Annotated in this window: 20 protein-coding genes; 9 read left to right on the top strand and 11 right to left on the bottom strand. The window is 64.3% G+C overall.

The genetic code is table 11. The annotated features are described in order from the left end of the window. Positions 1-66: 66 nt before the first annotated feature. Positions 67-2,328: an NADP-dependent malic enzyme gene (locus C491_RS14185; RefSeq protein ID WP_005557449.1), complete on the top strand. Its 2,262-nt coding sequence runs from the start codon at positions 67-69 to the stop codon at positions 2,326-2,328. Positions 2,329-2,340: 12 nt separating this feature from the next. Here C491_RS14185 and ddh read toward each other — a convergent pair whose 3' ends face one another. Then, positions 2,341-3,279, bottom strand: coding sequence for a D-2-hydroxyacid dehydrogenase (gene ddh, locus C491_RS14180; protein ID WP_005557447.1), 939 nt, complete (start codon positions 3,277-3,279; stop codon positions 2,341-2,343). A gap of 147 nt (positions 3,280-3,426) precedes the next feature. On the opposite strand from ddh, the gene C491_RS14175 reads away from it, so the two are divergent. Continuing rightward, a complete protein-coding gene (locus C491_RS14175) occupies positions 3,427-3,852 on the top strand; it encodes a PPC domain-containing DNA-binding protein (protein WP_005557445.1) in 426 nt (141 codons plus the stop codon). Between the two features lie 53 nt (positions 3,853-3,905). Here the strand turns inward: C491_RS14175 and C491_RS14170 are convergent, their stop codons facing one another. Further along, positions 3,906-4,961 carry an isocitrate/isopropylmalate dehydrogenase family protein gene (locus tag C491_RS14170; RefSeq protein WP_005557443.1) on the bottom strand — a complete coding sequence of 352 codons (1,056 nt, stop codon included), beginning with the start codon at positions 4,959-4,961 and terminating at the stop codon, positions 3,906-3,908. Positions 4,962-5,106: 145 nt separating this feature from the next. Here C491_RS14170 and C491_RS14165 point away from each other — a divergent pair, with 145 nt between their 5' ends. The 3 genes from C491_RS14165 (at position 5,107) to C491_RS14150 (ending at position 8,767) form a co-directional block, all read left to right on the top strand. Further along, complete coding sequence (locus tag C491_RS14165) at positions 5,107-5,475, top strand: VOC family protein (RefSeq protein WP_005557441.1); 369 nt, start codon at positions 5,107-5,109, stop codon at positions 5,473-5,475. Between the two features lie 668 nt (positions 5,476-6,143). Next, positions 6,144-7,454: a malate synthase AceB gene (aceB, locus tag C491_RS14155; protein WP_005557439.1), complete on the top strand. Its 1,311-nt coding sequence runs from the start codon at positions 6,144-6,146 to the stop codon at positions 7,452-7,454. A 551-nt stretch (positions 7,455-8,005) separates the two neighbouring features. Continuing rightward, the gene (locus tag C491_RS14150) at positions 8,006-8,767 is read left to right on the top strand and encodes an IclR family transcriptional regulator (RefSeq protein WP_005557438.1); all 762 of its coding nucleotides are present in this window, start codon (positions 8,006-8,008) and stop codon (positions 8,765-8,767) included. Position 8,768: 1 nt separating this feature from the next. Here C491_RS14150 and C491_RS14145 read toward each other — a convergent pair whose 3' ends face one another. From C491_RS14145 to C491_RS14125, 6 genes are all read right to left on the bottom strand, one after another. Further along, on the bottom strand, positions 8,769-11,735 hold the full coding sequence (locus C491_RS14145; protein WP_005557437.1) for an FAD-binding and (Fe-S)-binding domain-containing protein: 2,967 nt from the start codon (positions 11,733-11,735) through the stop codon (positions 8,769-8,771). A 316-nt stretch (positions 11,736-12,051) separates the two neighbouring features. Next, the gene (locus C491_RS23315; RefSeq protein WP_169331741.1) at positions 12,052-12,216 is read right to left on the bottom strand and encodes a hypothetical protein; all 165 of its coding nucleotides are present in this window, start codon (positions 12,214-12,216) and stop codon (positions 12,052-12,054) included. 60 nt (positions 12,217-12,276) lie between these two features. After that, entirely contained in the window at positions 12,277-12,699 is a 423-nt protein-coding gene (locus C491_RS14140) for a cupin domain-containing protein (protein ID WP_005557436.1), read from the bottom strand. Positions 12,700-12,776: 77 nt separating this feature from the next. Beyond that, positions 12,777-14,276: a tripartite tricarboxylate transporter permease gene (locus C491_RS14135; protein WP_005557435.1), complete on the bottom strand. Its 1,500-nt coding sequence runs from the start codon at positions 14,274-14,276 to the stop codon at positions 12,777-12,779. Next, a complete protein-coding gene (locus C491_RS14130; RefSeq protein ID WP_005557434.1) occupies positions 14,277-14,873 on the bottom strand; it encodes a tripartite tricarboxylate transporter TctB family protein in 597 nt (198 codons plus the stop codon). A gap of 70 nt (positions 14,874-14,943) precedes the next feature. Then, complete coding sequence (locus C491_RS14125; protein WP_049892072.1) at positions 14,944-15,948, bottom strand: Bug family tripartite tricarboxylate transporter substrate binding protein; 1,005 nt, start codon at positions 15,946-15,948, stop codon at positions 14,944-14,946. 303 nt (positions 15,949-16,251) lie between these two features. Here C491_RS14125 and C491_RS14120 point away from each other — a divergent pair, with 303 nt between their 5' ends. Genes C491_RS14120 through C491_RS14110 form a run of 3 tightly spaced genes read left to right on the top strand, consistent with a single transcriptional unit; the run spans position 16,252 to position 18,719 of the window. Beyond that, positions 16,252-16,680, top strand: coding sequence for a universal stress protein (locus C491_RS14120; protein WP_049892068.1), 429 nt, complete (start codon positions 16,252-16,254; stop codon positions 16,678-16,680). 60 nt (positions 16,681-16,740) lie between these two features. Beyond that, positions 16,741-17,526, top strand: coding sequence for an enoyl-CoA hydratase/isomerase family protein (locus C491_RS14115; RefSeq protein ID WP_005557431.1), 786 nt, complete (start codon positions 16,741-16,743; stop codon positions 17,524-17,526). Then, positions 17,523-18,719 carry a CaiB/BaiF CoA transferase family protein gene (locus C491_RS14110; RefSeq protein WP_005557429.1) on the top strand — a complete coding sequence of 399 codons (1,197 nt, stop codon included), beginning with the start codon at positions 17,523-17,525 and terminating at the stop codon, positions 18,717-18,719. Before C491_RS14115 ends, C491_RS14110 begins: the two co-directional genes overlap by 4 nt. Before the next feature lie 72 nt (positions 18,720-18,791). On the opposite strand, the gene C491_RS14105 is transcribed toward C491_RS14110, so the two are convergent. From C491_RS14105 to C491_RS14095, 3 genes are all read right to left on the bottom strand, one after another. Then, the gene (locus C491_RS14105; protein ID WP_005557428.1) at positions 18,792-20,402 is read right to left on the bottom strand and encodes a thiamine pyrophosphate-requiring protein; all 1,611 of its coding nucleotides are present in this window, start codon (positions 20,400-20,402) and stop codon (positions 18,792-18,794) included. A gap of 208 nt (positions 20,403-20,610) precedes the next feature. Beyond that, a complete protein-coding gene (locus C491_RS14100; RefSeq protein ID WP_005557426.1) occupies positions 20,611-21,861 on the bottom strand; it encodes a CaiB/BaiF CoA transferase family protein in 1,251 nt (416 codons plus the stop codon). Positions 21,862-21,903: 42 nt separating this feature from the next. After that, entirely contained in the window at positions 21,904-23,139 is a 1,236-nt protein-coding gene (locus tag C491_RS14095) for an MFS transporter (protein ID WP_005557424.1), read from the bottom strand. Positions 23,140-23,655: 516 nt separating this feature from the next. Here C491_RS14095 and C491_RS14090 point away from each other — a divergent pair. Then, positions 23,656-24,423, top strand: coding sequence for an IclR family transcriptional regulator (locus C491_RS14090; protein WP_005557422.1), 768 nt, complete (start codon positions 23,656-23,658; stop codon positions 24,421-24,423). Positions 24,424-24,428: the final 5 nt, after the last annotated feature.

Here is a 24,428-nt window from a genome sequence, read left to right as displayed (position 1 = left end):
TCGTCGGTTATACATAATTGTTGGTAGTGAAAACAGCTTTACCACCTGTGCGATATATGATGACATATGTCCCTCGAGGACGAGTCACTTGAGTACCACGAGGAGGAACCGCCAGGAAAGATCGAGATCGCGACGACGAAGTCGACGAGCACGCAGCGAGATCTCTCGCTTGCGTACTCACCCGGCGTCGCCGGCCCCTGTCGCGCCATCGACGAGCGGCCTGACGACGCCTATCGGTACACGGCGAAGGGGAACCTCGTCGGCGTCGTCTCGAACGGCTCCGCGGTACTGGGGCTGGGCGACATCGGCGCGCAAGCGTCGAAGCCGGTGATGGAGGGGAAGGGCGTCCTGTTCAAACGGTTCGCGGACATCGACGTCTTCGACCTCGAGTTCGAGCTCGACGATCCCGACGAGATCGTCGCGGCGACCGCGGCGATGGAGCCGACGTTCGGCGGGATCAACCTGGAGGACATCGCGGCGCCGGACTGCTTCGAGATCGAGGAGCGACTCCGCGAGCGGATGGATATCCCCGTCTTCCACGACGACCAGCACGGCACCGCGATCATCTCCGGGGCCGGACTGCTGAACGCCGCCGAACTCGCGGGAAAACACCTCGAGGACCTCGAGGTCGTCTTCTCGGGGGCGGGCGCGAGCGCGATTGCGACGGCTCGCTTCTACGTCTCGCTCGGCGTTCGGAAGGAGAACATCACGATGTGTGATTCGACCGGGATCATCACCGAAGAGCGCGCCGAGGCGGGCGACGTCAACGAGTTCAAACAGGAGTTCGCCCGCGACCTTCCCGAGGGGGGCCTCGCGGACGCAATGGAGGGAGCCGACGTCCTCGTCGGGCTGTCGGCAGCGGGCATCGTCTCCCAGGAGATGGTGCGGGCGATGGCCGCCGACCCGATCATCTTCGCGATGGCCAACCCGGACCCCGAGATCGGCTACGAGGAGGCCAAGGCCGCCCGCGACGATACGGTGATCATGGCGACGGGACGCTCGGACTACCCGAATCAGGTCAACAACGTGCTCGGCTTCCCGTTCATTTTCCGCGGTGCGCTCGACGTTCGGGCGACCGAAATCAACGAGGCGATGAAGGTCGCCTGCGCCGAGGCGCTCGCCGACCTGGCGAAACAGGACGTCCCCGACGCCGTCATCAAGGCCTACGGGGATCAACCGCTGCGCTTCGGCCCCGAGTACATCCTGCCGAAGCCGATCGACCCTCGAGTGCTGTTCGAGATCGCGCCTGCGGTCGCCGAGGCGGCAGTCGAGAGCGGGGCCGCCCGCAGCGAGGTCGACCCCGAAACGTACCGGGAGCGACTCGAGGCCCGACTGGGCAAGTCCCGCGAGATGATGCGGGTCGTGCTCAACAAAGCCAAGAGCGACCCGAAGCGCGTCGTCCTCTCGGAGGGGGAAGACGAGAAGATGATCCGGGCGGCCTACCAGATCCAGGACGAAGGGATCGCGACGCCGGTGTTGCTCGGCGACCGCGACGAGATCGGGACGACGGTCACCCGGCTCGGCCTCGAGTTCGAGCCGGAGATCGTCGATCCGTCGACCGGCGACTACGACTCCTACGCCGACCACCTCTACGGGCAGCGCCAGCGCAAGGGGATGACCCGCAACGAGGCCGACGAACTCGTCCGGAGCGACCCGAACTACCTCGGCAGCGTGATGGTCGACGTCGGCGACGCCGACGCCATGCTGACGGGGCTGACCCACCACTACCCCTCCGCGCTGCGTCCGCCCCTCGAGGTGATCGGCACCGGCGACGACGCCGACTACGCCGCCGGCGTCTACATGCTGGCGTTCAAGAACCGCGTGGTCTTCATCGCCGACGCGACGGTCAACCAGGATCCCGACGCCGACGTCCTCGAGGAGGTCACCCGACACACCGCCGACGTTGCCCGCCGGTTCGACGTCGAGCCCCGCGCGGCGATGCTGTCGTACTCGAACTTCGGCAGCGTCGACAACGAACGCACCCGTCCCTCCCGCGAGGCCGCCCAGCGGCTGCAGGCCGACCCGAACGTCGACTTCCCTATTGACGGCGAGATGCAGGCCGACACCGCCGTCGTCGAGGAGATCCTCAACGGCACCTACGAGTTCTCGGAACTCGAGGAGCCCGCGAACGTGCTCGTCTTCCCGAACCTCGAGTCGGGCAACATCGGCTACAAGCTGCTCCAGCGGCTGGGCGGCGCCGAGGCGACCGGGCCGATGCTCGCGGGGATGGACAAACCCGTGCACGTCCTCCAGCGGGGCGACGAGGTCAAGGATATCGTCAACCTCGCGGCCGTCGCGGTCGTCGACGCACAGCGAACGGAGAACTGAGCGACCCGGGTCTCAGGCGACGCGGTTTTTCAGCTCCTCGTCCGACTGGTAGCGCTCGACGTTCTCTGCGACGAGTTCGGCGATGTCGAGGTGGTACCGATTGGTCGCCGACCCCTTGTGCGGGAAGATGATCACGTCGTCGAAGCCCCACAGTGGCGACTCCTCGGGGAGCGGTTCGGTCTCGAAGACGTCGAGTCCGGCGCCGGCGATCTCGTCGGCCTCGAGGGCCTCGACGAGCGCGTCCTCGTCGACGACGGGCCCGCGGGCGACGTTGATCACGTAGGCGTCCTCGCGCATCGCCTCGAACTCCGCGTCGCTCAGCATGTCGTCGGTCGCGGGCGTGTGCGGGACGGTGAGGACGACGAACCTGGCGTCCTCGATCGCGTCGTGGAGCCGATCGGGAGAGAAGATCTCGGAGACGCCGGGCACCGGCTCGTCCGAGCGGCGAACGCCGACAACGTCCATACCGAGAGCGTCACAGCGGGTCGCGGTCGCCTCGCCGATCGTCCCGAGCCCGACGACGCAGACGCGCTCGTTCTCGAGGGTGAACGGTCGTTCGTACGGCGGCTCCCACCACTCGCGGTCGTTCTGGTGATCGCGGTAGCGGTGGCCCAGCCGGGCCAGCGAGAGCATGCAGTTGAGCGCAACCTCGCTGACCGTCGAGCCGTGGATCCCCGAACTGTTCGTGAGCGGAACTCCCTCCCGTTCGTACTCGTCGGTGTCGAACTCGTCGTAGCCGGCGCGAATGCAGTGGACCCAGCCCGCGTCCAGATACTCCGGTTGCGGAACGTAGGTCGCCACCGCGTCCGTCGGGCCGTACTCGCGACCGTCGCCGACCAGTTCGGCCGGAATCGGAAGGTCGTCGAACGCCTCGACGAACGCTTCCGGCGGGATCACGTTTTCGACCGATTCGTGGACGTACAGCTGCTCGAGCTCGTGGCGCTCGGTCATACGCTACTCCTTCCGTGGAGAGGTGTTGAATGTTGCGTATTGTTCGGTCCTCGAACGGGGTAGAGACAACTGTCGCGAGAGTCAAACTGCGAGGGTGGCGTCGCCGCCACCGCAATCTTTTTTGAGCAACGTTGCGCGTGTTGCGGTATGGAGTACCAGGAAGTAGAGGCGACGCGGGAGTTCCTCGCGCGACTCGAGACCGGACAGGACTGGCGCGACGAGATCGAGAGCCTCGCCCGGGCGGAGGAGGTCGAGGCGGGCTGGTTCAACGCGATGGGCGCAGTACAGGACGCCGAGATCTGGTTCTACGACCAGGACAAGGAGGAGTACCAGTCGGTCTCCTTCGACGAACCGCTCGAGGTCGCCGCCTGCGTCGGGAACATCGCGAAACTCGACGGCGACGTGTTCGCTCACACCCACGCCGTGCTCTCCCGACGGGACGGCGAGACCCTCGCCGGACACCTCGAGGGCGGGACCGTCTTCGCCGGCGAGGTCCACCTCCGCGCGTTCGAGGAGCCCCTCGTCCGGAACTTCGACGAGACGACGGGCCTGGACCTCTGGCTCAACGAGTAGCGCCAACAAAAATTGCTGTTTTCGTGGCGATCGCCACGACACCGGGAGATCCGTTAGAGGCGACTGCGGAGATCCTCAACTACGTCCTCGGTCCCGCTCGAGCCGCCCAGGTCGGGCGTCCGCGGGGCATCTGCGTCGGCGAGCTGGTCGGTGACAGCGTCCCAGAGGTCGTCGCTGGCCGCTTCCTCGCCGAGGTAGTCGGCCATCATCGCGCCGGAGAGAACCGTGGCAATCGGATTCGCGACGCCCTCACCAATGATGTCGGGGGCGCTGCCGTGAACGGGCTCGAACATCGACGGGTAGGTCCTCGAGGGGTCGATGTTGGCCGAGGGTGCAAGCCCCATGCTGCCCGTGATGATCGCGCCGATATCGGTCAGGATGTCGCCGAAGAGGTTCGAGGCGACGACGACGTCGAACTCCTCGGGACGGCGGATGAAGTCCATGCTCGCCGCGTCGACGAGCAGGCGCTCGACGGTGACCTCTGGGTACTCCTCGCTTACCTCCTCGACGATCTGATCCCAGAACACCATACTGTGAGCCTGGGCGTTGGACTTCGTGATACTCGTCAGGTGGCCCTCCCGCTCGGCTGCCGCGTCGAAGGCGGCCCGAACGATGCGCTCCGTTCCGGTTCGGGTGAAGACCGCGCTCTGGATCGCGACCTCGTGGTCGTGGCCGGGGTGTTCCTGCCCGCCCATGTTGGCGTACTCGCCCTCCGTGTTCTCCCGGTAGACGACGAACTCGATGTCGCCGCCGTCGTACCCCTCGAGCGGGCTCTCGACGCCGTCGAAGAGGATCGCGGGACGCTTGCAGATGGACTGATCGAACCCCTTGCGGATCGGGAGGAGGAGGTTGTTCAGCGTGACGTGGTCCGGGACGTCGGGGTGACCGACCGCCCCCAGCAAAATTGCGTCGTACCCTTCGAGTTCCTCGAGGCCGTCGTCGGGCATCATCGCCCCCTCCTCGAGGTGTCGCTCGGTTCCCCAGTCGTACCGCGTTAGTGAGAGTTCGAACCCGTGCTGTTCGGCGACGTCCTCGAACACCGGTCGGGCCGCGTCGACGACCTCGGGACCGATACCGTCGCCTGGAATACTCGCTATCTCGTATGCCATGTGGAGTGATACCGCCCGACCGTCAAAAAGACTCTGAAAGGGTCAAGGATTCCTCGTCCACCCGACGTCCCTGCATTCTGTGGACCCGGAGTGTCGATCGGTAGCATCCAGTGACTTTAATACCGTGGTCGACCGGGAAAACGGTATGGAGCTTATCCATATCAACATCAACGTCGCCGACGCCGACGAGACGATCGCGTTCTACGAACAGTTCGGCTTCGAGGAGAGCTGGGAGTTCGAGACGCCCGATGGCGAGACGCAGAACCGCTACATCGCCGACGAGAACGGCGTCGAACTCCAGCTATCGGACACCGATGGAGAGGAGAGCTTCGAGGAGGGGTCGTCGTGGGACCACCTCGCGATCGGCGTCGACGACGTCGACAGCGTGTTCGACGAGATCGACCACTACGGCGTCGAGAAGGAACCGGGCGACCAGCCCGAAGCGGGCGCCCGAACGGCGTTCGTCTACGATCCGGACGGACGGAAGGTCGAACTCGTCGAATCGCTCGACTAACGGATCAACACGCACTCGCCGCGGCGGAGCGGCTGCACGACCGATTTACCCTTCTTCTCGGCGGAACTCGCCTCCACGAATCGACAGTGCCGACGAACCGGACGGCGATCGGCCGGACCAGGATGACAAATCAGTACAGTTCGCTCGCTCGAGTTCTCTATTTCAGAATATCTGGCGCTGATGCGGGCGGAACCGAAGTGAATTACAAAAATACTGCTGTAAATATACTGATATCCTCTCGTCGCTATGGAGTGGTAAAAGAAGCGGATTCAACCTATGTTTTCTATCTCAGAACAAAGTTGAACTACCGAGTAATCGGTCGCTCAGCCCACGAATCGGGTTTGGCTGCCGTGCCGTCGGTCGGTTCGATGGATCGGTAAGCGATTATTTCTATAGGAGCACTGACCCGACAGTATCGTCATAGACGGACTGGACGAACCAGCCGTTCGGACGCGAGGTCGTCGTCGTCGCCGCGGCACTCGAGCGCGTCCGCGGCCGTCGCTTCGCCGTCGGTCCGGTTTTCCCGATCCCCAGTGCTGTACCGAACCGTCGCACGAACGCTCCGTCGGATACCGGAGACGGCGCGTTCGCGCCGAACTCGGCCGTCTCGGCCGCGAGGCGGTACCAAACGATTTTAATATTAGAACGCAATAGAGCCAGATGGATTCATGAGTACGCATACCGACCGTCTACACGACCGGAAGTTCGTGCGAACGTTCTTTACTACCCCGACCGCCGTCGAAGGAGAGGATGACTCCGCGAAGATGCTCCAGAGCGCCGTCCAGCTTCGTGGCATGCAGGCACCCGACGTCTGGGTGCCGGACAACGAGGACGCGACCGCCCCGTCGATGCGACCCGAGGGCGTCGACAACATGATCGACGTGATCTCGGAGCACGGCGCCGACTTCCCCGGCGAGATCCACCCCCGTGTTGTCTGGCACCGTGAGAGTCCCGGAACGCGATACCAGGGCCTCCAGCAGATCATGAAGCTGGCCAATCCCGAAAACGGCGCCATCGAACACCTCGACGGCTTCGTGATTCCCGAGGTCGGCGACATCGACGACTGGAAGAAGGCCGACGAGTTCCTCACCATCGTCGAGAACGAGTACGACCTCGAGGAAGGGAGCCTGGCCATGTCGGTTATCGTCGAGAGCGGCGAGTCCGAGCTGGCGATGGGCGACCTCCGCGAGGAGATGGGCAAGCCGTCGAACAACCTCGAGCGCCTGTTCATGCTGGTCGACGGCGAGGTCGACTACACGAAGAGCATGCGCGCGATCACGCCGACCGGCGAGCTCCCGCCGTGGCCGGAGCTGCGACACAACACCTCCCGCGGCGCGAGCGCGGCCGGTCTGATCGCAGTCGACGGTCCCTACGACGACATCCGCGACGTCGAAGGCTACCGCGAGCGCATGACCGACAACCAGGCGAAGGGGATGCTCGGCATCTGGTCGCTCACCCCCGGCCAGGTCGTCGAGGCCAACAAGTCGCCGCTGCCGCCGAAGAACGGCAGCTGGCAGCTCGAGGTCAACGACCGCACGATCGAGCTCGACGAGGAGGACGGACGCCACGTCTACAGCGGTAACGAGGTCGAACTCGAGGAGACGGGCGACGACCAGTACACGCTCCGCGTCGGCGGCGACGAGCTCGAGCTCGACGGCGAGGAGCTCTCCCAGGAGCTGCTCGACATGACCTCCTACATCCCGAGCCTGGACGACATCGTCGACTCGATGGAGGAGTTCGAGGCGGCCAAGGAGGCCGGCAAGGGCGCCATCGCGATGGAGCGATCGGGGACGCTCGTCATCGACGGCGTCGAGGTCGAAGTCAGCAACGACCGCATGTGGGACGAGGCGACCTATCAGGCGGCCCAGACGCCGATCACGCTGTTCCAGGACGTCTACGAGAACCGTCCGGACCAGCACGAGGACCTCGAGGAACTCTACGGGGAGGACCTCGTCGAGCGCGCGGTCGTCGTCGGATAGTCGGGGTTCGGTACCTCGGACGAATCGTCTCGTTTTTTTGATGCTCGTGCTCAAGGAGACAGATCCCTACTCCCACCCTGTCGGCTCGTCACGGCTCCCTCCGCGGTGGCGAGCGCTCTCGAGCACGGCCGACGGCGTCCGCAGTTCGTGCCCGCAGGCAATGGTGGCAGCGAGCGTCGAGCGTCCGACGACACCGCTCGACGGGCGATACCCGTAGCACTAACCCATGCTTGCGGACAGGAAGTTCCTCCACTTCGGGGCATCGGTCACGGCTCGAGAGGACGGGCGAACGGACGGCCGGTCTCGACTACCGACGAATGATCTGTTCTCCATGTGAGAATTTGTCTCCCGCTCGATCCCCAGCTCCCGTGTGCAGTACAAGGGGACGTTTTCGCAGCTCAGATGCCACTTACGCCGACTTCTGCCGAAGCTCGCGGTTTCGGCTGATAACTATACTCGTCGATTTTCCGCCCGGAAGCTCGGCATCGGCTGATTACGACGTTCTCTATAAGAGACCAACCTTTATTGGCGTCGATCGACTGGTTTCGCGTATGGAAAAACGGGCCAAACACCCCGTCCGGACGACCGAGAAGTCGCTGACGCTCATCGACGAGCTCAACCGCCGCGGGGGCGCGCGGATCACGACGCTCGCGGACGAGCTGAGCATGGGCAAGAGCGCGATTCACAACCACCTCAGTACGCTCGAGGAACACGGGTTCGTCGTCAAGAACGGGAACACCTACGAGCTGAGTCTGCGCTTTCTGGATATCGGCGGGCAGCTCCGCAGCGAGATGGACGTCTACAGGGTCGCCGAGCCGCAGGTCGAGGCGCTGGCCGAGGAGTCCGGAGAGCTGGTCCACTTCGTCGTCGAGGAGGGCGGAGAGGGCGTCTACCTCTGTCGCGCGAAGGGCGAGCGGGCCGTCGACCTCGACACCTACGTCGGCTGTCGTCACCCCATGCACAGCTCGGCGTTCGGCAAGGCGATCCTCTCGCATCTCCCCGATCAGCGGGTCGAGGAGATCATCGACCGCCACGGCCTCCCGTCGGTCACGCCGAAGACGATCACGAGCCGGGACGAACTCTACGACACGCTCGAGCGAACACGGGAACGAGGGTTCGCCGTCGACGACGAGGAGCGACTCGAGGGGCTTCGCTGTATCGCCGCACCGATCCGGTTCGACTCCGAGGTCATCGGTGCGATCAGCATCTCGGCACCGACGGCCCGCATCGACGACGACTGGGCGGAAAACGAGTTCGTCGAGCAGCTCCGTCGCACCGCGAACGTCATCGAGCTGAACAAGTACAAGGTGTAGCCTACGCGAGCGACGCCTCGAGTTTCGCGATCGGGTGGGGCGGTTTCTTCTCGTACTCGTCGCCGATCTGGGTTCTACAGGACGCCCCCGGAGCGACGACGCCGTCGCCGTCGCTCTCGTCGATCTGGCCGAACAGCTGCGTGCCGATCGCGCGGCTCATCGAGTAGTGCTCGGCCTCGTAGCCGAAGGAGCCGGCCATCCCACAGCAGCTACTGTCGAGGGGGTCGACGCCGTACCCCGCCCGTCGGAGCACGCCGACGGCGTGGTGGTCCTTCTTCGTCGCCTTCTGGTGGCAGTGACCGTGGTAGGTCAGGCGCTCGTCGACGGGCCCGAACTCGAGGCGGTCATCGAGTCGATGGACGTCGAGGTACTCGCAGACGCCGTAGGCGCTTTCGGCGACGTCGGTCACGTCGTGGCCGGTGACCAGATCCGGGTAGTCCGACTGGAACATGACCGCGTCGCTGGGCTCGCAGACGACGACGTCCCAGCCGTTTCGCACTCTCGGAATCAGGGCGTTGACGTTCTGCTCGGCCTGTTCGCGAGCCGTCTCGAGGAAGCCCTTCGAGTAGGCGGGGCGACCGCTGCTGGTGGTTCCGGACGGGAGATCGACGTAGACGCCGGCGGCCTCGAGGAGCCGAACCGCGGCCTTGCCGATCTCGGGATCGTTGTACTCCGTGGTGACGTCCGGGAACAACAGGACCTTGTGGTCGGCCGTCTCCGGATCCACAGTCGACTCCCGGCTCTCGAACCAGTCGGTGAACGTCTCCCGGTGGAACGTCGGCAGGGACCGCTCTCGGGCGATCCCGACGGTTTTCTCCATCACCGTCCGGGCGCCCGGCAGCTTCGTCATGTAGTTCGACAGCGGTGCGGTGGCGCTGCCGAGTTTCGAGAGCGTGTCGATGTTCGCGAACATGCGTTCGCGGATCGAGGCGCCGTTTCGCTGGTGGTACTCGTGTTCGACCTCGACCTTGAGCTTCGCCATGTCGACCTCGCTCGGACAGTCCTTCGCACAGCCCTTGCAGCCGATACAGAGGTCCATCACCTCGGTGACGAACTCGTCGGAAAACGCCTCGTCCGGCTCGAGTTCACCAGTCATCGCCTGGCGGAGCATGTTCGCCCGGCCGCGGGTGCTCGTGATCTCCTCGTCTGCCGCCCGGTAGGTCGGACACATCACGCCGCCGGTGCCCTCCTGGCTGGTCCGACAGCCGCCACAGCCGTGACAGAGCTCGACCATCCCCTGGAACCCGTTCTCGTTCTCCCAGTTCAGGGCGGGCTCGAAGCCGGCTTCAAACTCGCTGTCGGGGCCGAACCGGAGGTTCTCGGTCATGTCGTGGTCGCCACAGACCGAGCCGGGGTTGAGCAGCCAGTCGGGATCGAACGCGGTCTTCAGGTCGCGGAAGACGTTCCAGATGTGGTCGCCGTACAGCTTCCGGTTCCACTGCGTGCGGGCGCGACCGTCGCCGTGCTCGCCGGAGACGCTGCCGCCGTACTTCACCGCGAGGTCCGTCGCGCCGTCGGCGATCGCCTCCATCGTGTCGACCCCGTCGGCGGTTTTCGTGTTAACGAGCGGTCGGACGTGCATACAGCCCGGCCCGGCGTGAGCGTAGAAGCTGCCGAACGTCCCGTTTTCCTCCATGACCTCCTGGAAGTCGGCAACGTACTCCATGAGGTGCTCCGGCGGGATCGCGATATCCTCGATAAAGGCGATGTGTTTCTCGTCGCCGGTCCGCGAGAGCAAGATTGGCGTCGAGGCCTTTCGCATCTTCCAGAGCCGGGACTGCTGTTTCTCGTCGTAGGCCGTCAACGCGTCGAACGCGATCTCGCCCTCGCGGTCGTCGATCAGCGCCTCGACCAGTTCGCGGCCCTCCTCCTCGTCGTCCGCGTAGAACTCGACCAGCAGGAACGAACTGGTCCCCTCGGGAAGGATACCGACGACGTCGGCGAACTCCTCGGTGTTTCGCGCCAGATCGAGCAACACGTCGTCCAGCACCTCGACCGCCGCGGGGTCGTGCTCGAGGATATCCCCGACGTCGTCCATCGCGTCGAGCAGGCTGCGGTAGCAAAGCACCGCGACCGAGATCGTGTTCGGGATCGTCTCGAGGGAAACCTCCGCTTCCGTGACGATTCCCAGGGTGCCCTCGCTGCCGACCAGCAGCCGCGCGAGGTTGACGGTTCCGCTCTTGGCCTCCTCGACGAGCATGTCCAGGTTGTACCCCGAGACGTTCCGCTTGAGCGTCGGGTAGGCCTCCTCGACCGCGTCGCTCTCCTCGTCGACGACCCGAGCGACTTCGGCGTAGATCCGCTCGAGGAGCTCCCCGTCGGGATCGCCCCGCTCGCGCAGTTCCTCGAGGTCGATCTCGCCGAACCGTTCGACGGAGCCGTCGGCGAGGACGACCTCCACCTCCTCGACGTAGGCGTCGGTTTTGCCGTACTTCAGCGAGTGCGCCCCGGTCGTGTTGTTCCCGATCGCGCCGCCGAGGGCGCTCCGGTCGGCGGTCGACGGGTCCGGGGCGAACTTGAGCCCGTGGGGCTCGAGGGTCCGGTTGAGTTCGCCGACCGTGATCCCCGCCTGGGCTCGAGCCCGCCTGGCGTCTGGGTCGGTGTCGGTCACCCCGTTCATGTAGCGAGTGAAATCGAGGACGACGGCCTCGTTGACGGTCTGTCCGGCGAGGCTCGTGCCGCCACCTCGGGGGAGCACCGGGATCTCGTGGTCCGCACAGTAACCCATCACCGCGGCGACGTCGTCGGTCCCGGTCGGGTAGACGACGCCGATCGGGAGCATCTCGTAGGCGCTCGCGTCCGTCGCGTACAGCTCGCGGGAGTACTCGTCGAAGCGGACGTCGCCGTCGACCCGCTGCTCGAGCGCGTCGACGAGATCGGTTCGTTCCGTCGTCTCGTTCTGGTAGTCGTACTCCGCGCGACGATCCGTCGCCGGGTCTGCGTCGATCGGTCTGTCGTGTGTAGCCATTGGATATCTGGTGTTGGTCGAAGCGGTTTCTGTTGCAAGCGATGCCGAAAGCGGCCCGGGAAGGCGACGAGGGGGCGTCTACTCGCCGGTCCGGCCGTCGGCGAACGGTCGGACTGCTCGCCGCACCGCGAACCGGTCGGTCGGGAAGCGGGGAGCAGTCACCGGTCGTTTGCTAATCGCTTGCATGTTTCGTGTGTGGTAACTGCTAGTCGAGGGAACTCACATAACTGTTGTGCCACTCGGCTGCGAGCATAGTCGTGTTCGTGGATCGCACCACTCCAGCGCGCCGTTCCCACGCGGCCTTCCGGGAGTCGTTTCAATCGGCGTACCCGTCGTTCGCCCGGTAGACGACGAGGAGATACGCGGTGACGACGAGAAACACCGTCGCGTACAGCACCGATCGGACGTACAGGGAGTAGACGAACGCCGACGCGTTGAGCACGATTCCGCCCAGTACGAGTCCCCGCTGGAGTCGCGGCATAGCCATCGATACGGGCACTCGAGTATTAAACTCGGTGGTGGTGTCGACTCCCCAGTACCCCTACTTGTCGTCCCCAACGGAGCCGTCCGTCGCTTCGTCCGCGGTCTCGAGCTGGTGGACCGGATACCGTCCGTCCTGGGGCCACCCGATCGCGGCGAGCTTACACGGCTCCTCGAACGGGTTGTAGACGAGGTGAGCGCCCGCCTTCCCCTCGTCGAACGCGACGATATCGTCGGCCTCGAGCGTCAGGGTCTCTCGAGTCGTCTCGGCGCGACAGGACCCGGAAACGACGTAGAACAGCTCCTTCTGATTTTCGTGATAGTGGAAATGATTCTGCGAGAGTCGCTCGCCCGACTCGAGCACGGCGACGTTGAAGTTGAACGCGTCAATTCCGAGCGCCGGCGAGGCCTCCCACCGGCGTCCCGGCTTGTCGGGATTGGTCTCGAGCTCCTCGAGTGTGACGTGTTGCCAACCGTCTTCCATACGATACCGGTCGCACGTCGGTACTTAGCCGTTGTGATAGCGGTTGTTCGCCGCTCGCTTCGAGAAGGGATCGAGTGTCAGTTCCTGCTGACGAGCCGCTTGACCCGTCCCTTCAGGAAGGGACCGAATAGGATCAGGAAGATGGCAAGCGTCAGCAGGAACGACAGCGGCCGGTTGATCGGATCGAAGAAGATCGTGTACTCGCCGCCCGAGATCTGCAGCGACCGGAAGAAGTTCTCCTCGGCGATCGGACCGAGCACGATCCCGAGCACGAACGCGATGATCGAGTAGTTGTTCCGGACCATGTAGAAGCCCAGAACGCCGAGCACGATGACGGCGCCGACGTCCCACCAGTTCTGGTTCAGGGTGTACGCGCCGGCGTACGAGAGCACGACGACCATCGGAATGATCAGCGTGGTGTCGAGCTCGGTGATCTTGCTCGCGTACGGGATCAGCGTCAATCCGACGGCAAGGATGAGGACGTTACCGAGGAACAGCGAGATGAACAGCGCGTACGTGATCTGGAGCTGTTCGCCGAAGAGGACTGGACCCGGCTGGAGTCCGTGCATGAGGATACCGCCGAGCAGGACCGCAGTCGATCCGCTGCCCGGGATCCCGAACGACAGCGTCGGAATGAGCGATCCGCTCACGGTTGGATTGTTCGCGGCCTCCGGTGCGATGACCCCGCGAGGATCACCTTCGCCGAATCTCCCGTCCTTGGTGGAGGAGCGAGCCTCCTCTGCGTAGGCGACGAACGTCGACGTCGTCGCTCCGGAGCCGGGAACCATCCCGATCCCCATCCCGATCAGGCCCGATTTGAGGGTTGTCATCGGATACTTGAATATCGTCGTAATCCCGTCTCGAACGCTGCCGGCGATCTCGACGTCGTCCTCCGAAATCTGTTTGCGGGCGGCGAGTTTCATCATCTCGGCGAACGCGAACATCCCGATCAGCGCCGCGACGAAGTCGATCCCCTCGTAGAGTCCGAACTGGCCGAAGGTGTACCGCGGACGCGGACTGAGGATCGCGGTCCCGATGGTCGAGATCATGAATCCGAGCGCGCCGGCGACCAGTCCCTTGACGATCGACCCCTGGGTGACGATCGTGATCAGGGAGATCCCGAGGATCGCCAGCAGGAAGTACTCCGGTGAGCCGAACGCCAACACGACCTCGATCAGGACCGGCGAGAGGATGATCAGCGCGATCGCGGCGAGAAAGCCGTTCAGCGCCGAGGCCGTCGTCGCGATGGCGAGTGCGTTCTTCGCCAACCCGTTCTGTGACATCGGATAGCCGTCGAGTGTCGTCGCTGCGGCCGACTCGGTCCCGGGCGCGTTGATCAGGATCGCGGAGATCGAGCCGCCGAACATCGCACCGCTGTAGATCGCGACCAGCAGGATGATCGCCGCCGTTGCGTCGAGGGGCAGCGTCAGTGGCAACACGATCGCCATCCCGACCGGCGAACCGATACCCGGGAGGGCGCCGAGAACGATCCCGAGGAGCAACCCGAGTGTCAGCCAGACGAGCATCTCGGGCGTCGTTGCGATCGATAAGCCCTCGAAGAAGGCGTCGACCGCCATCTACAGTCCACCTCTCAGTAGTATCGGTGCGCCGTCGAACAGCATCGGCACGAGTGGACTGAAGTCGAAGACGTGCCCCTGGTCGAACGGTAACACGAGATACGTCATGAACAGGTAGATGACGGCGGTCCCCCCAATAGCCAGTCCGACACTGACGACCGGATTGACCCGGAACCAGAGGGTGTACCCGAGGATGTACAGCGGTGTAATGAAGAGGAAACCGGCGGCCCATCCGACGACGAAGTACAGAACCGCCGTCGAAACCATAAACACCGTCTCGTTCACTTCGTATCCGTACTTCGCACCGAGTGTCTCCTTTTTGTACTCCTCCTCCGGCTCATCGACCTCCTCGAGCGGTTCATCGTCCTCCTCGACCTGATCGATCACCTCCGACGAGTCTGAGGTGGTGATGCTGACACTCTCGGCGACGAACTTCTGGAGAGGGCCAGGAAGGTAGTTCTGCAGCAATAGGAGCAACGAACCGATAAAGACGGCTGATGCGGTTAGCTGGGGAAACACGCGAGCGTCGTCCGGGTAGCTCTCGATCACCGGCTCGAGAATGAACACCGCACTCACGACGAGGAACACAACGAGCATCACCCGCTCGGCCGTTACTTTCCTCTTGAATGACTCTGAGTTGCTCATAATATAATAGCGGCGGGGGTAGTTACGCGTGCTCTTCGATCAGCTCAATGACTTCCAGCTCCTCCATCTCCTCGAACGCGTCGTCGATCGCCGCGTTCGCCTCCTCGGGACCCTCGTAGAAGATCGGATTCCCGGTCTCGTCGGACCACTCCTCGTAGCGCTCGTCCTCGGTCGCCTCCTCGACTCGTGCGGTCAGTTCCTCGATCGTCCCCTCCGACGTCTCGGGTGGCGCGTACAGGCCACGGGTCACACCGGCGATGAAGTCCATCTCCGGGTATCCCTCGTCGGTTACCGACGGAATGTCGGGGTAGACTTCGGATCCCTCGCTGAAGAACGTGGCCACCGGGTAGATACCGCCCGCGGAGACGTCGGGTTCGGTCCCCGCGTCGGTTCCGATTCCGCAGGGCACCTCGCCGGAGGTCACCGCCTCCGCGATCGGGCCGGTGCCGGTGTACTGAACCCGGTCCTCCCACTGCCAGTCGTACTCGTCGGCGTACTCGTCGCCGTACTTCGCCAGCAGGGTCATGATGTCCTGGGGGCTCCCGGGCTCCTGGATGCCGATCGAGTCCCACTCGCCGGAGTTGTGCATCTCGCGAACGTCGTCGAACGTCTCGACCTCGTCCTCGTACTCCTCGTTGACGACCAGACACCACGTCGAGCGGCCGATGTTCGCGATCCCCTCGAGATCACGCTGGTCGAACCCGGGATCGTCCAGCATCTGTGGCGGCACCTCGAGCGGGGTCGCACTTCCCGCGAACGTATGCCCGTCCGGTTCGGAGCCGTACAGTTCCCCGAACCCGTTCAGGCCGCCACCGCCGGGCACGTTGTCGATCTGGATCTCCTCGCCCATCGCGTCGATGAGCGGTTCGATGATCCCGCGCGCGTAGACGTCGGTGCCGCCGCCCTCGTCGTACGGGATGATGAACCGCATCGATTGGCTGGGTTCCCAATCCTCGTCGTCCCCGGCATCAGGGTCGTCGTCCTGCAAACAGCCAGCCATCGATACCGCCGCACCCGCACCAGCGATCCCGAGGAACCCTCGCCTGGTCGTTGCCTCCACCGTCAAACGTCGTTGAGTTGGTTTTTCGGACATACGTATCGACCACAGACCCTGGAATGCGTTACACGACTCCGTGAGTCAGGGTCACACTACCATGATCAAACAGTACAAATATAAAGCTTTCTCTTGTGTTGGGGCTTGATCCACACATAGTGGAAAAATGAAGGCCAATAATGTTAGATCTAATAGTTGATAGGCCATCCGATCGTGGCTGCGGGCCATTCAGCCCGGCGAGTAACTGATTTATGGGTGGAGGCCGTCGTCGGATCCATGACCGTCGTTGCAGCGATCGATCGTTCCGACAGGGCCGGCGCCATCATCACCGAAGCACATCAACTCGGCGAGGCGTTCGGCGAACCGGTCGAGGTCGTCCACGTGCTCACCCGCGACGAGTTCGTCTCGCTCGAGCGGACGAACGTCAGCGAGACGGGGGAGTCGGTCCCGGTAGGAGACGTCGTCGAAATCGCCGAAGAGATCGCCGCGGAGGCGATCGAGGACGCCGGCGTCGAGGCGACCCCGGTCGGACTTCTCGGAGATCCGGCGGACGAGGTCGCCAGCTACGCCGACGAGGAGGGGGCGAGCTACCTGGTCGTCGCGGGGCGCAACCGTTCGCCGGTCGGCAAGGCGCTGTTCGGGAGCGTCGCTCAGTCGATCATGCTGGACGCCTCGACGCCGGTCGTCTCCCTTCGAGCCGAGTGAACCGACGCGACCGACGCCGTAATACAAAATTTTTTGCGAGAGACCCACTAACGGGGAGGTATGGTTAGCTACAGTGCCTACGAAAGCATTACCCTCGACGTCGACGACGGAGTGGCGACGATCGAGTTTCACCGCCCCGAGGTCTACAACGCGCTCAACAACGAGGTCATGCTCGACCTCAGCCGCGCGTTCGACGAGATCCAGCTGAACCGCGACATCGACGTCGTCGTGATCACCGGCGAGGGTGAGGACGCGTTCTCCGCCGGTGCGGACATCTCCCAGTACGCTGGAACCGCCGACGAGCACGATCCGCTCCAGCGGGACCGCCAGGAGCTGTTCTACGAGATGTACCAGAAGCCCTACGACTGCCACGCGCCGGTGATCGCGAAGATCAACGGCTACTGCGTCGGCGGCGGGCTGATCTTCGCGATGTACTGCGATCTCCGGATCGCCGTCGACGACGCGAAGTTCGGCGTCCCGACCGCGAACATCGGTCAGATTCCGACGGGGGGATCGACCTGGCGAGCCGTCGAACTCGTGGGCGAGGCGAAGGCGAAGGAACTCGTCTACACCGCGGGGATGATCGACGCCGACGAGGCCGAACGGATCGGGCTGATCAACCACGCGGTCCCGCGCGAGGAGTTAGACGAGACCGTCGACGGGATCGTCGAGGCGGTCCAGGACACCGGACGCGAGGCGGTCAAGAACTCCAAACGCGCGATCAACGGCGCGGTACGTGCGGGAAGCCTCGAGGGAGCGAGAGAACAGGAGGCCGAGATCTGGTGGGAGCAGTTCGCCACCGACGAGCGCCGCGAGCTGGTCGACGAGTTCAACGAGGGCCAATGACCGGGGGACCGCTTTCGGGCGTCTCGGTCGTCGAGATGACCGGTCACCGCGCGGGGCCGTTCTGCGGAGCGCTGCTCGCCGACATGGGCGCCGACGTCGTGAAGATCGAACGGCCGGGCGTCGGCGATCCGGCCCGATCCCAGGGGATCGGTCCCGACGGCAAGTCGGGGTACTTCATGGCGAACAACCGAAACAAGCGCTCGGTTACCCTCGATCTCAAGACCGATGCGGGAACCGAGGCCGCCCGTGAGCTGATCGCCAGCGCCGACGTCTTCGTCGAGAACTTCGGCTACGGCGTCACCGACAAGCTCGGCATCGGCTACGACGAGATCAGCGAACGCAATCCCGGGATCGTCTACGCGAGCATCAAGGGGTACGGCGAGACCGGTCCAAAGCGAGAGCAGCCCGGACTCGACCTCATCCTTCAGGCCGAGGGCGGCATCATGAGCGTCACCGGCCCCGAGGGCGGCGAGCCCGTCAAGGTCGGCCAGGCGATCGGCGATCTCACCACGGGGATGTTCGCCGCGATGGGCGTCCTCGCGCGGCTCTACGAGCGCGACCGCACCGAGGAGTCCGACTCGTTCGTCGGGAAGTTCGACGTCGGCCTGTTCGACTCGATCGTCACCCTGCTCAACGAGTACCTCACGGAGTACTCGATGGATGGCTCCGTTCCCGGCCCCCAGGGCGTGACCCACCAGACACTGGTCCCCTACCAGCGCTTCGAGACCGCCGACGGCGCCATCGTCACCGGCGTCCCCAGCGACGACCGCTGGGACGATTTCGTCGATCTCATCGGTGAGGAGGAGCTCCGGGAGTATCCAACGAACGACGACCGCCAAGACAACGCCGAGCGCGTGACGGAACTGATCCAGGCGTCCCTCGAGCAAGAGTCCACCGAGCACTGGCTCGAGCAGCTGACGGCCGCGAACTTCCCCTGCGGCCCGATCAACGACGTGGCCGATGTCGTCGCGGACGAGCAGACGAGCGCCCGGAACCTCGTCGTCGACCACGAGGACCCCGACTGGGGCGAGTGCCTGCTGCCGGGCCACCCGATCAACTACCCCGATCACGACGCCATCGTCCGATCGCCCGCGCCGCGCCTCGGCGAGCACACCGACGAGGTGTTCGACGAGATCGCGAGCGACCAGACGACCCTCGAGCAGTGGAGCGAGGGCGGCGCGTTCGGCGACTGACGCGCTCGGCCGTTCTTTCAGACCAGCAGCTCGGCGACGAAAGCAGAGAGAAGAGCGTTCGGCGGTGCCGTTTTACTCGAGATCCGGCCGCGAGAGCTCGGTCTCCTTCGAGGTGATGATCTCGAGCAGCGCGGGCGTGCCGGACTCGGTCTGTTCGATGGCACGTTCGATGGCCGGTCCGACCTCGTCGGGATCCTCGACGCGCTCGCCGTAGCCGCCGAGCGCCTCGCCGACGTCGGCGAAGTCGCCGGAAAAGGGCGTATCGTAGGCGGCCATCTCGTAGTTGTTCAGGTGGATCGTCAGGATCGGGATGTCCTCGCGGGCAGCCGTCTCGAAGTCCAGCCCGGTCATTCCGATCGCGCCGTCGCCCATGAGGTTGATGCAGTGCTTGTCGGGGTGGAGCAGCTTCGCGCCCAGCGCGAGCCCGAGCCCGTAGCCGAGCTGGGTCGTCTTCCCCCAGCCGATGTACGACAGGGGCTCGGTCGACTCCCAGAACGGCGCCAGGAAGTCCCGCGGGTTGCCGGCGTCGTGGGTGATGATCGTGTCCTCGGCGTCGAGGACCTCCGTGAGCTCGTGGATCACGCGGTAGGGGTTGATCGGCGTCTCGTCGGATGTGAGCTTCGGCCGCCACTCGTCGAGCCACGCCTCGCGCGCGTCCTCGATCTCGCTGACGACGTCGTCGAAGCGGTCGCGGGAGCCGCCGACCTGTGCATCGACGGAGTCGACCAGCGCATCGAGGGTCAGCTTGGCGTCGCCAACCAGCGAGTAGTCGGACTCGACGTCCTTGTCGATGTCCGTCGAGTCGAGCGTCGAGTGGATAACCGTCGGTCCGTCGGGGACCGTAACGCCGTAGGCGGTCTCGGTGAAGCTACAGCCGACGCCGAAGAGGACGTCGGTCTCGCGCATGAAGTGTGCGAGCTGTCCCGGTTCGCTCTTGCTGGCGGCGCCCAGCGACAGCGGGTGGTCCTCCGGGAACGCACTCTTGCCGTTGAGGCTCGTTGCGACGGGCGCCTCGAGCGTCTCGGCCAGCTCCCGTAGCTCGTCCCACGCCTCGGCGTAGTGGACGCCCTGGCCGGCGAAGATGACGGGGTTCTCGGCCTCGAGCAGGACGTCCGCGATCTCGTCGACGCCGTCCGGGTCGGGACCGGACCGGTTCGACGACGTCGGCTGATACTCGAAGTCCTCCGAGAGGTCGGTGTAGAAGACGTCCTTCGGAACCTCGACGACGGCCGGACGCGGACGACCGTTCCGGGCTGCGCTGAACGCGCGGCGCATCGTCTCGCCGACGGCGTCGGGGTTCGTCAGCTGCTCGCAGGACTTGCTCACGTGCTGGTAGTTGACCAGCGAGCTGAACTTGGGATCGACGTCGGTCTTGGCCTCGTCGTAGCCGGCGGGGATCGCGACGATCGGCGCCGACTCGCCGTAGGCCTGGGCGACGCCGCCGAAGGAGTTCTCCGTGCCGGGGCCGTGCTGGCACGCGAACGCGCCGACCCGCTCGCCGGAACTCAGTCGCCCGACGGCGTCGGCCATGTGAACGGCGGTCCGTTCCTGCCTGGTGATGATCGTTCGAATCCCTTCCTCTTCGGCCGCACCGGTGTCGAAGAGTGGGTTGCTCGGAAACCCGAACAGATACTCTACTCCTTCCTCTTTCAGGGTGCGCGCGATCGCTTGATTGACATCCATAGTGTTTGCTCCGAGTAGGGCTACCTACTCCTACTCCCGAGCACTATCATAAATCCTTCGACGCCTGCGGTCGGTTTCGGCCGAATGCGGAGCTATCGCTCCAAGAACTCGCGGTCTCGCTCGAGACGGGGATCGGCTGCCGGCACGTCTCGCGGCTCGACAGCGCCACCGCTCCTCAATGGGGCCTATGCCCCCTCATGCGGCCAGCTCAGCCTGACAGCGCTCCCTTCCGGCGAAGCTCTTCGATCTCCGCCTCCGAATACCCCAGCGCCTGAACGATGTCCTCGGTGTCCTCGCCGAGCAGCGGCGGTGCCTCGTCGAACCCACTTTCGGACTCGGCGTAGTTCAGCGGATGTTCGAGGATCGGGATCTCGCCGGCGGCGGGGTGGGAGAGACTGTCGACCGCGCCGCGCGCGTTGACCTGTTCGTTGTCCAGCGCCTCGTCGACGCTGTAGACGGGACCAACCGGCAGGCCGGCGTCGTCGGCGAGGCGTTCGACCCACTCGTCGGTCGAGCGCTCGGTGAGCGTCTCGGCGAGTTCCTCCTCGAGGGCGTCCATGTTCGCTACCCTGTCGGCGTTGGACTCGAAGCGGAGATCCGACGCGAGGTCCTCGCGGTCGATCTCCGCACAGAACTGTTCCCACAGCTTCTGATTTCCGCAGGCGACGTTGAGGTAGCCGTCGGCGGTCGGATAGCTCTGATAGGGTGCGAGCACCGGATCCTTCGTCCCCATCCTGGTCGGCTCGTCGCCGACGAACGCCTTCCCGGCCTGTTTGGTCAGCCACGGGAGCGCCGCATCGAGCATCCCGAGTTCGACGCGTTCGCCCTCGCCGGTCCGCTCGCGTCGGTAGAGCGCGTTGACGATCCCGAACGCGGACCACATCGCGGTGATCAGATCGGTCTGCGGAAGCCCGACCTTGACGGGGTCACCACCCTCGGGACCGGTAACGCTCATCATGCCGCTCATCCCCTGAATCAGCAGGTCGTAGCCGGGGCGATCGCTCCAGGGCCCCGAATCGCCGAACGCGGAGATCGAACAGTAGACGAGTTCGGGGTGCTCCTCGGAGAGCTCGTCGTAGCCGAGGCCGAGCCGTTCTGCGGTCCCCGGCCTGAAGTTCTCGACGACAACGTCGGCCTCGTCGATCAGCTCCCGACAGATCTCGTACCCCTCCTCGGATTTGAGGTTGAGTTCGACGCTCTTCTTGTTGTAGTTGACCGTCCAGAAGTACGGCGACTCGCCGTGTTCGGACGCCGCCCGTCCCTCACCTTCGTAGTCGGAAATATCGACGAACGGCGGCCCCGAATGTCTGCTGTCGTCGCCGACCTCCGGCCGCTCGATCTTGATGACTTCCGCCCCCTGGTTCGCAAGCATCAGCGTCGCGAATCCGCCGGTCACGAACGTCGTCAGATCGACGACGGTGATGTCGTCGAGAATCCCACGGCTAGCTCTGGCTACCATACACCAAGGATGCGAGAATACCGTATTAAATCTTGCCGTTAGTTACCTGCCCTCACCGTACAACGTGATCAGGGTGACCACGATCCCGGCACCCACGAGCGCGAGTACACCGAGTGTTCCGAGGAGCACGGTCTCGCTCGCGTAGGTGAGCAGTGAGCCGGCGAGTGCGGCACCCGCCGCGCCGAAGCCGAACATCCCGAGGTAGGCGTAGCCGTAGGAGAGGCCGTGGACGTCGGCGGCCGCGTACTCGGCGATCACCACCTGGTAGATCGGCGCCGTCGCGTAGAGGAAAAACCCCAGCGCGGCACAGACGAACAGGAACGGGGCGAGCCCCCAGCCGACGGAGGGGATGAAGACGAACGCGAGCACGCCGAGAGCGAACAGCGTCGAGAAGAACGCGTACTCCGTCCGAACGTGGTCGGTGACCCGGCCGCCGGCGTACTGTCCCAGAATGCCGATCATCAGGATCCCCGTGTAGATGTACTGTGCGGGCTCGGCCTCCTGGCCGAAGATTTCGTAGGTGCCGAACTGCGGCAGTCCTCCGATCATGTCGGGCAGGAACGTAAGCAGGCCACGGTAGTAGATCCCGTAGATCATGATCGCGGCGAACGTGAGCAGGAACCCGGTCGTGAGAAGTAGCCTCGAGTCGTCGACGATCGACTGGAGGTCCATCGACGACCCGTCGTCGTCGGTGTCGTCCGTTCCGCCGTCGGCCGCGGTCGCAGCGTTCTCGTTGAACTCGATCAGCGAGCCGAACGCGACGACGGCCACGGCCGGGACGGTGAGCGCGACGACGACGAGCCGCCAGTCGAAAAAGAGGAGCAGCGAGGCGGTCAACAACGGGCCGAACGCGGTCCCGATGTTGCCGCCGACACCGTGGTAGGCGAACACCGTACCGCGGTTTTTCGCACCGCGGCTGATCAGCGACAGACCGGCGGGGTGGTAGACGCTCGCGGCGACGCCCCAGATGACGATGGCTACCATCAACACGTAGACGTTCGGCGCGAGCGCGAGGAGGAAGAAGCCGCCGCCCATCCCGACCACCGATGCGACGATCAGCCGGCGTGAGCCGTAGGTGTCAGACAGCAGGCCGCTCGGGATCGCACCGACGCCGATGAGGCCGTAACCGATACTGACGACAACGCCGAGGACGAACGGCGAGACGTCGAAGACGTCCAACCAGATGACGATGAAGATGGGGATGCTCAGCTCGTAGGTATGAAAGATTCCGTGTGCGAGCATCGTAAACCCCGTAATCGAGCGATCGTTCTCATCCATCGCCGTTCACCACTTCCTTCCAGCGGGAGGACGAACCTGGCATGGCATAACGGAGCGTGTCGAATCTACTTAACCGATTCCCTGTCGCGTTCGCTCTCAAGCGGAGCATGCTGGCGTAATCTGTCCCAGTTATTCGGATAAGCCGAAAGAAGGATCGAGACTGTTGTACGAGGCTCGGAAAGCGGTTATTTTGGTATCAGTCCGCCAATATAGCATCCGAGAGGCCGGGATGTACGCGAAGAACACCAGAACGTGACGAATGAGGCCACATCACACGTCCGACTGCTGGCCCCGCAGATATGATTACGAAAGTACGAATGTAATTCCATGAGACGGCCTCGGTTTTGGATGATAATATATTGAGATTGTTGTCGGAAAACGGCCGAAACAGGAGTCCCGATTCACGGTGCGAATGTCGCTGATCCCGTTCTGTAGGATCTGGAGGGAGACCGGTCTGGAGGCCCGTCTCCGCAAGGAGTGGCATAATTTATAATGCCTGGGTCCCCAGGACCGAGTATGGCAAACAAACCCAAATCGGGGGCGCGCACGACCGAGACGTCTATACAGATCATCGATGTCCTCCGAGAACTGGGGGAGGCGACGATCCACGAGCTATCCGAGCATCTCGGACTCGCCCCGAGCACCGTGCATCGTCACCTCGTTACGCTCCGCGAGCACAGCTACGTAGTGTGTACGGACGGGCGCTACCGGATCGGATTCCAGTTTCTCACCGTCGGCGGCCACGCACAGCGAACGACGACCGCGTACCCGATGATCAAGCAGAAGGTCGACGTGCTGGCGGCGGAAACCGGAGAACGCTCTCAGTTCATCGTCGAGGAACACGGCGAGCGGGTCTATCTGTACACCGAGGTCGGCCAGAGCGCGGTGCAGACCGGCGCCCACATTGGAAAGCGCGGCCCGCTCCACACGAGCGCCGCGGGAAAGGCGATCCTCGCGAACATGCCAGCGGACCGTGTCGACGAGATTGTCGCGACCCACGGGTTACAGGGCGTGAGCGAGAACACCATCACGACGCGCGCGGAACTCGAGGAGGAGTGCGAGCGGATCCGAGAGCGAGGGTACGCCTTCAACAGGCAGGAAACGACGGAAGGAGTCCACGCGGTCGGCGCGGCGGTGACGGATGCCGACGACGAGGTGATCGGTGCGCTGAGCGTCTCCGGACCCGCCCACCGCGTCAAGGGAGCACAGCTCACCGACGAGCTTCCGGAGCGGGTGCTCGGCGCGGTCAACGAACTCGAACTCCACATCGCTCACTCTATATAATCGTC

Origin of the sequence: Natronococcus amylolyticus DSM 10524 (genome assembly GCF_000337675.1) — an archaeon.
Taxonomy (GTDB): Archaea; Halobacteriota; Halobacteria; order Halobacteriales; family Natrialbaceae; genus Natronococcus; species Natronococcus amylolyticus.
The sequence above is the reverse complement of the archived record's forward strand: the minus strand, read 5'-3'. Positions and strand labels throughout refer to the sequence as shown.

Bases quoted from the DNA above. Each gene is read 5' to 3' on its own strand.
- C491_RS14130 (WP_005557434.1), bottom strand. From the start codon at position 14,873: ATGCTCGTTGTGTTCCTCGTCGTGAGTGCGGTGTTCATTCTCGAGCCG.
- C491_RS14095 (WP_005557424.1), bottom strand. From the start codon at position 23,139: ATGGATGAGAACGATCGCTCGATTACGGGGTTTACGATGCTCGCACAC.
- C491_RS14100 (WP_005557426.1), bottom strand. From the start codon at position 21,861: ATGGTAGCCAGAGCTAGCCGTGGGATTCTCGACGACATCACCGTCGTC.
- C491_RS14140 (WP_005557436.1), bottom strand. From the start codon at position 12,699: ATGGAAGACGGTTGGCAACACGTCACACTCGAGGAGCTCGAGACCAAT.
- C491_RS14105 (WP_005557428.1), bottom strand. From the start codon at position 20,402: ATGGATGTCAATCAAGCGATCGCGCGCACCCTGAAAGAGGAAGGAGTA.
- C491_RS14135 (WP_005557435.1), bottom strand. From the start codon at position 14,276: ATGGCGGTCGACGCCTTCTTCGAGGGCTTATCGATCGCAACGACGCCC.
- C491_RS23315 (WP_169331741.1), bottom strand. From the start codon at position 12,216: ATGCCGCGACTCCAGCGGGGACTCGTACTGGGCGGAATCGTGCTCAAC.
- C491_RS14145 (WP_005557437.1), bottom strand. From the start codon at position 11,735: ATGGCTACACACGACAGACCGATCGACGCAGACCCGGCGACGGATCGT.
- C491_RS14090 (WP_005557422.1), top strand. From the start codon at position 23,656: ATGGCAAACAAACCCAAATCGGGGGCGCGCACGACCGAGACGTCTATA.
- C491_RS14165 (WP_005557441.1), top strand. From the start codon at position 5,107: ATGGAGCTTATCCATATCAACATCAACGTCGCCGACGCCGACGAGACG.
- ddh (WP_005557447.1), bottom strand. From the start codon at position 3,279: ATGACCGAGCGCCACGAGCTCGAGCAGCTGTACGTCCACGAATCGGTC.
- C491_RS14185 (WP_005557449.1), top strand. From the start codon at position 67: ATGTCCCTCGAGGACGAGTCACTTGAGTACCACGAGGAGGAACCGCCA.
- C491_RS14175 (WP_005557445.1), top strand. From the start codon at position 3,427: ATGGAGTACCAGGAAGTAGAGGCGACGCGGGAGTTCCTCGCGCGACTC.
- C491_RS14120 (WP_049892068.1), top strand. From the start codon at position 16,252: ATGACCGTCGTTGCAGCGATCGATCGTTCCGACAGGGCCGGCGCCATC.
- C491_RS14110 (WP_005557429.1), top strand. From the start codon at position 17,523: ATGACCGGGGGACCGCTTTCGGGCGTCTCGGTCGTCGAGATGACCGGT.
- aceB (WP_005557439.1), top strand. From the start codon at position 6,144: ATGAGTACGCATACCGACCGTCTACACGACCGGAAGTTCGTGCGAACG.
- C491_RS14170 (WP_005557443.1), bottom strand. From the start codon at position 4,961: ATGGCATACGAGATAGCGAGTATTCCAGGCGACGGTATCGGTCCCGAG.
- C491_RS14115 (WP_005557431.1), top strand. From the start codon at position 16,741: ATGGTTAGCTACAGTGCCTACGAAAGCATTACCCTCGACGTCGACGAC.
- C491_RS14150 (WP_005557438.1), top strand. From the start codon at position 8,006: ATGGAAAAACGGGCCAAACACCCCGTCCGGACGACCGAGAAGTCGCTG.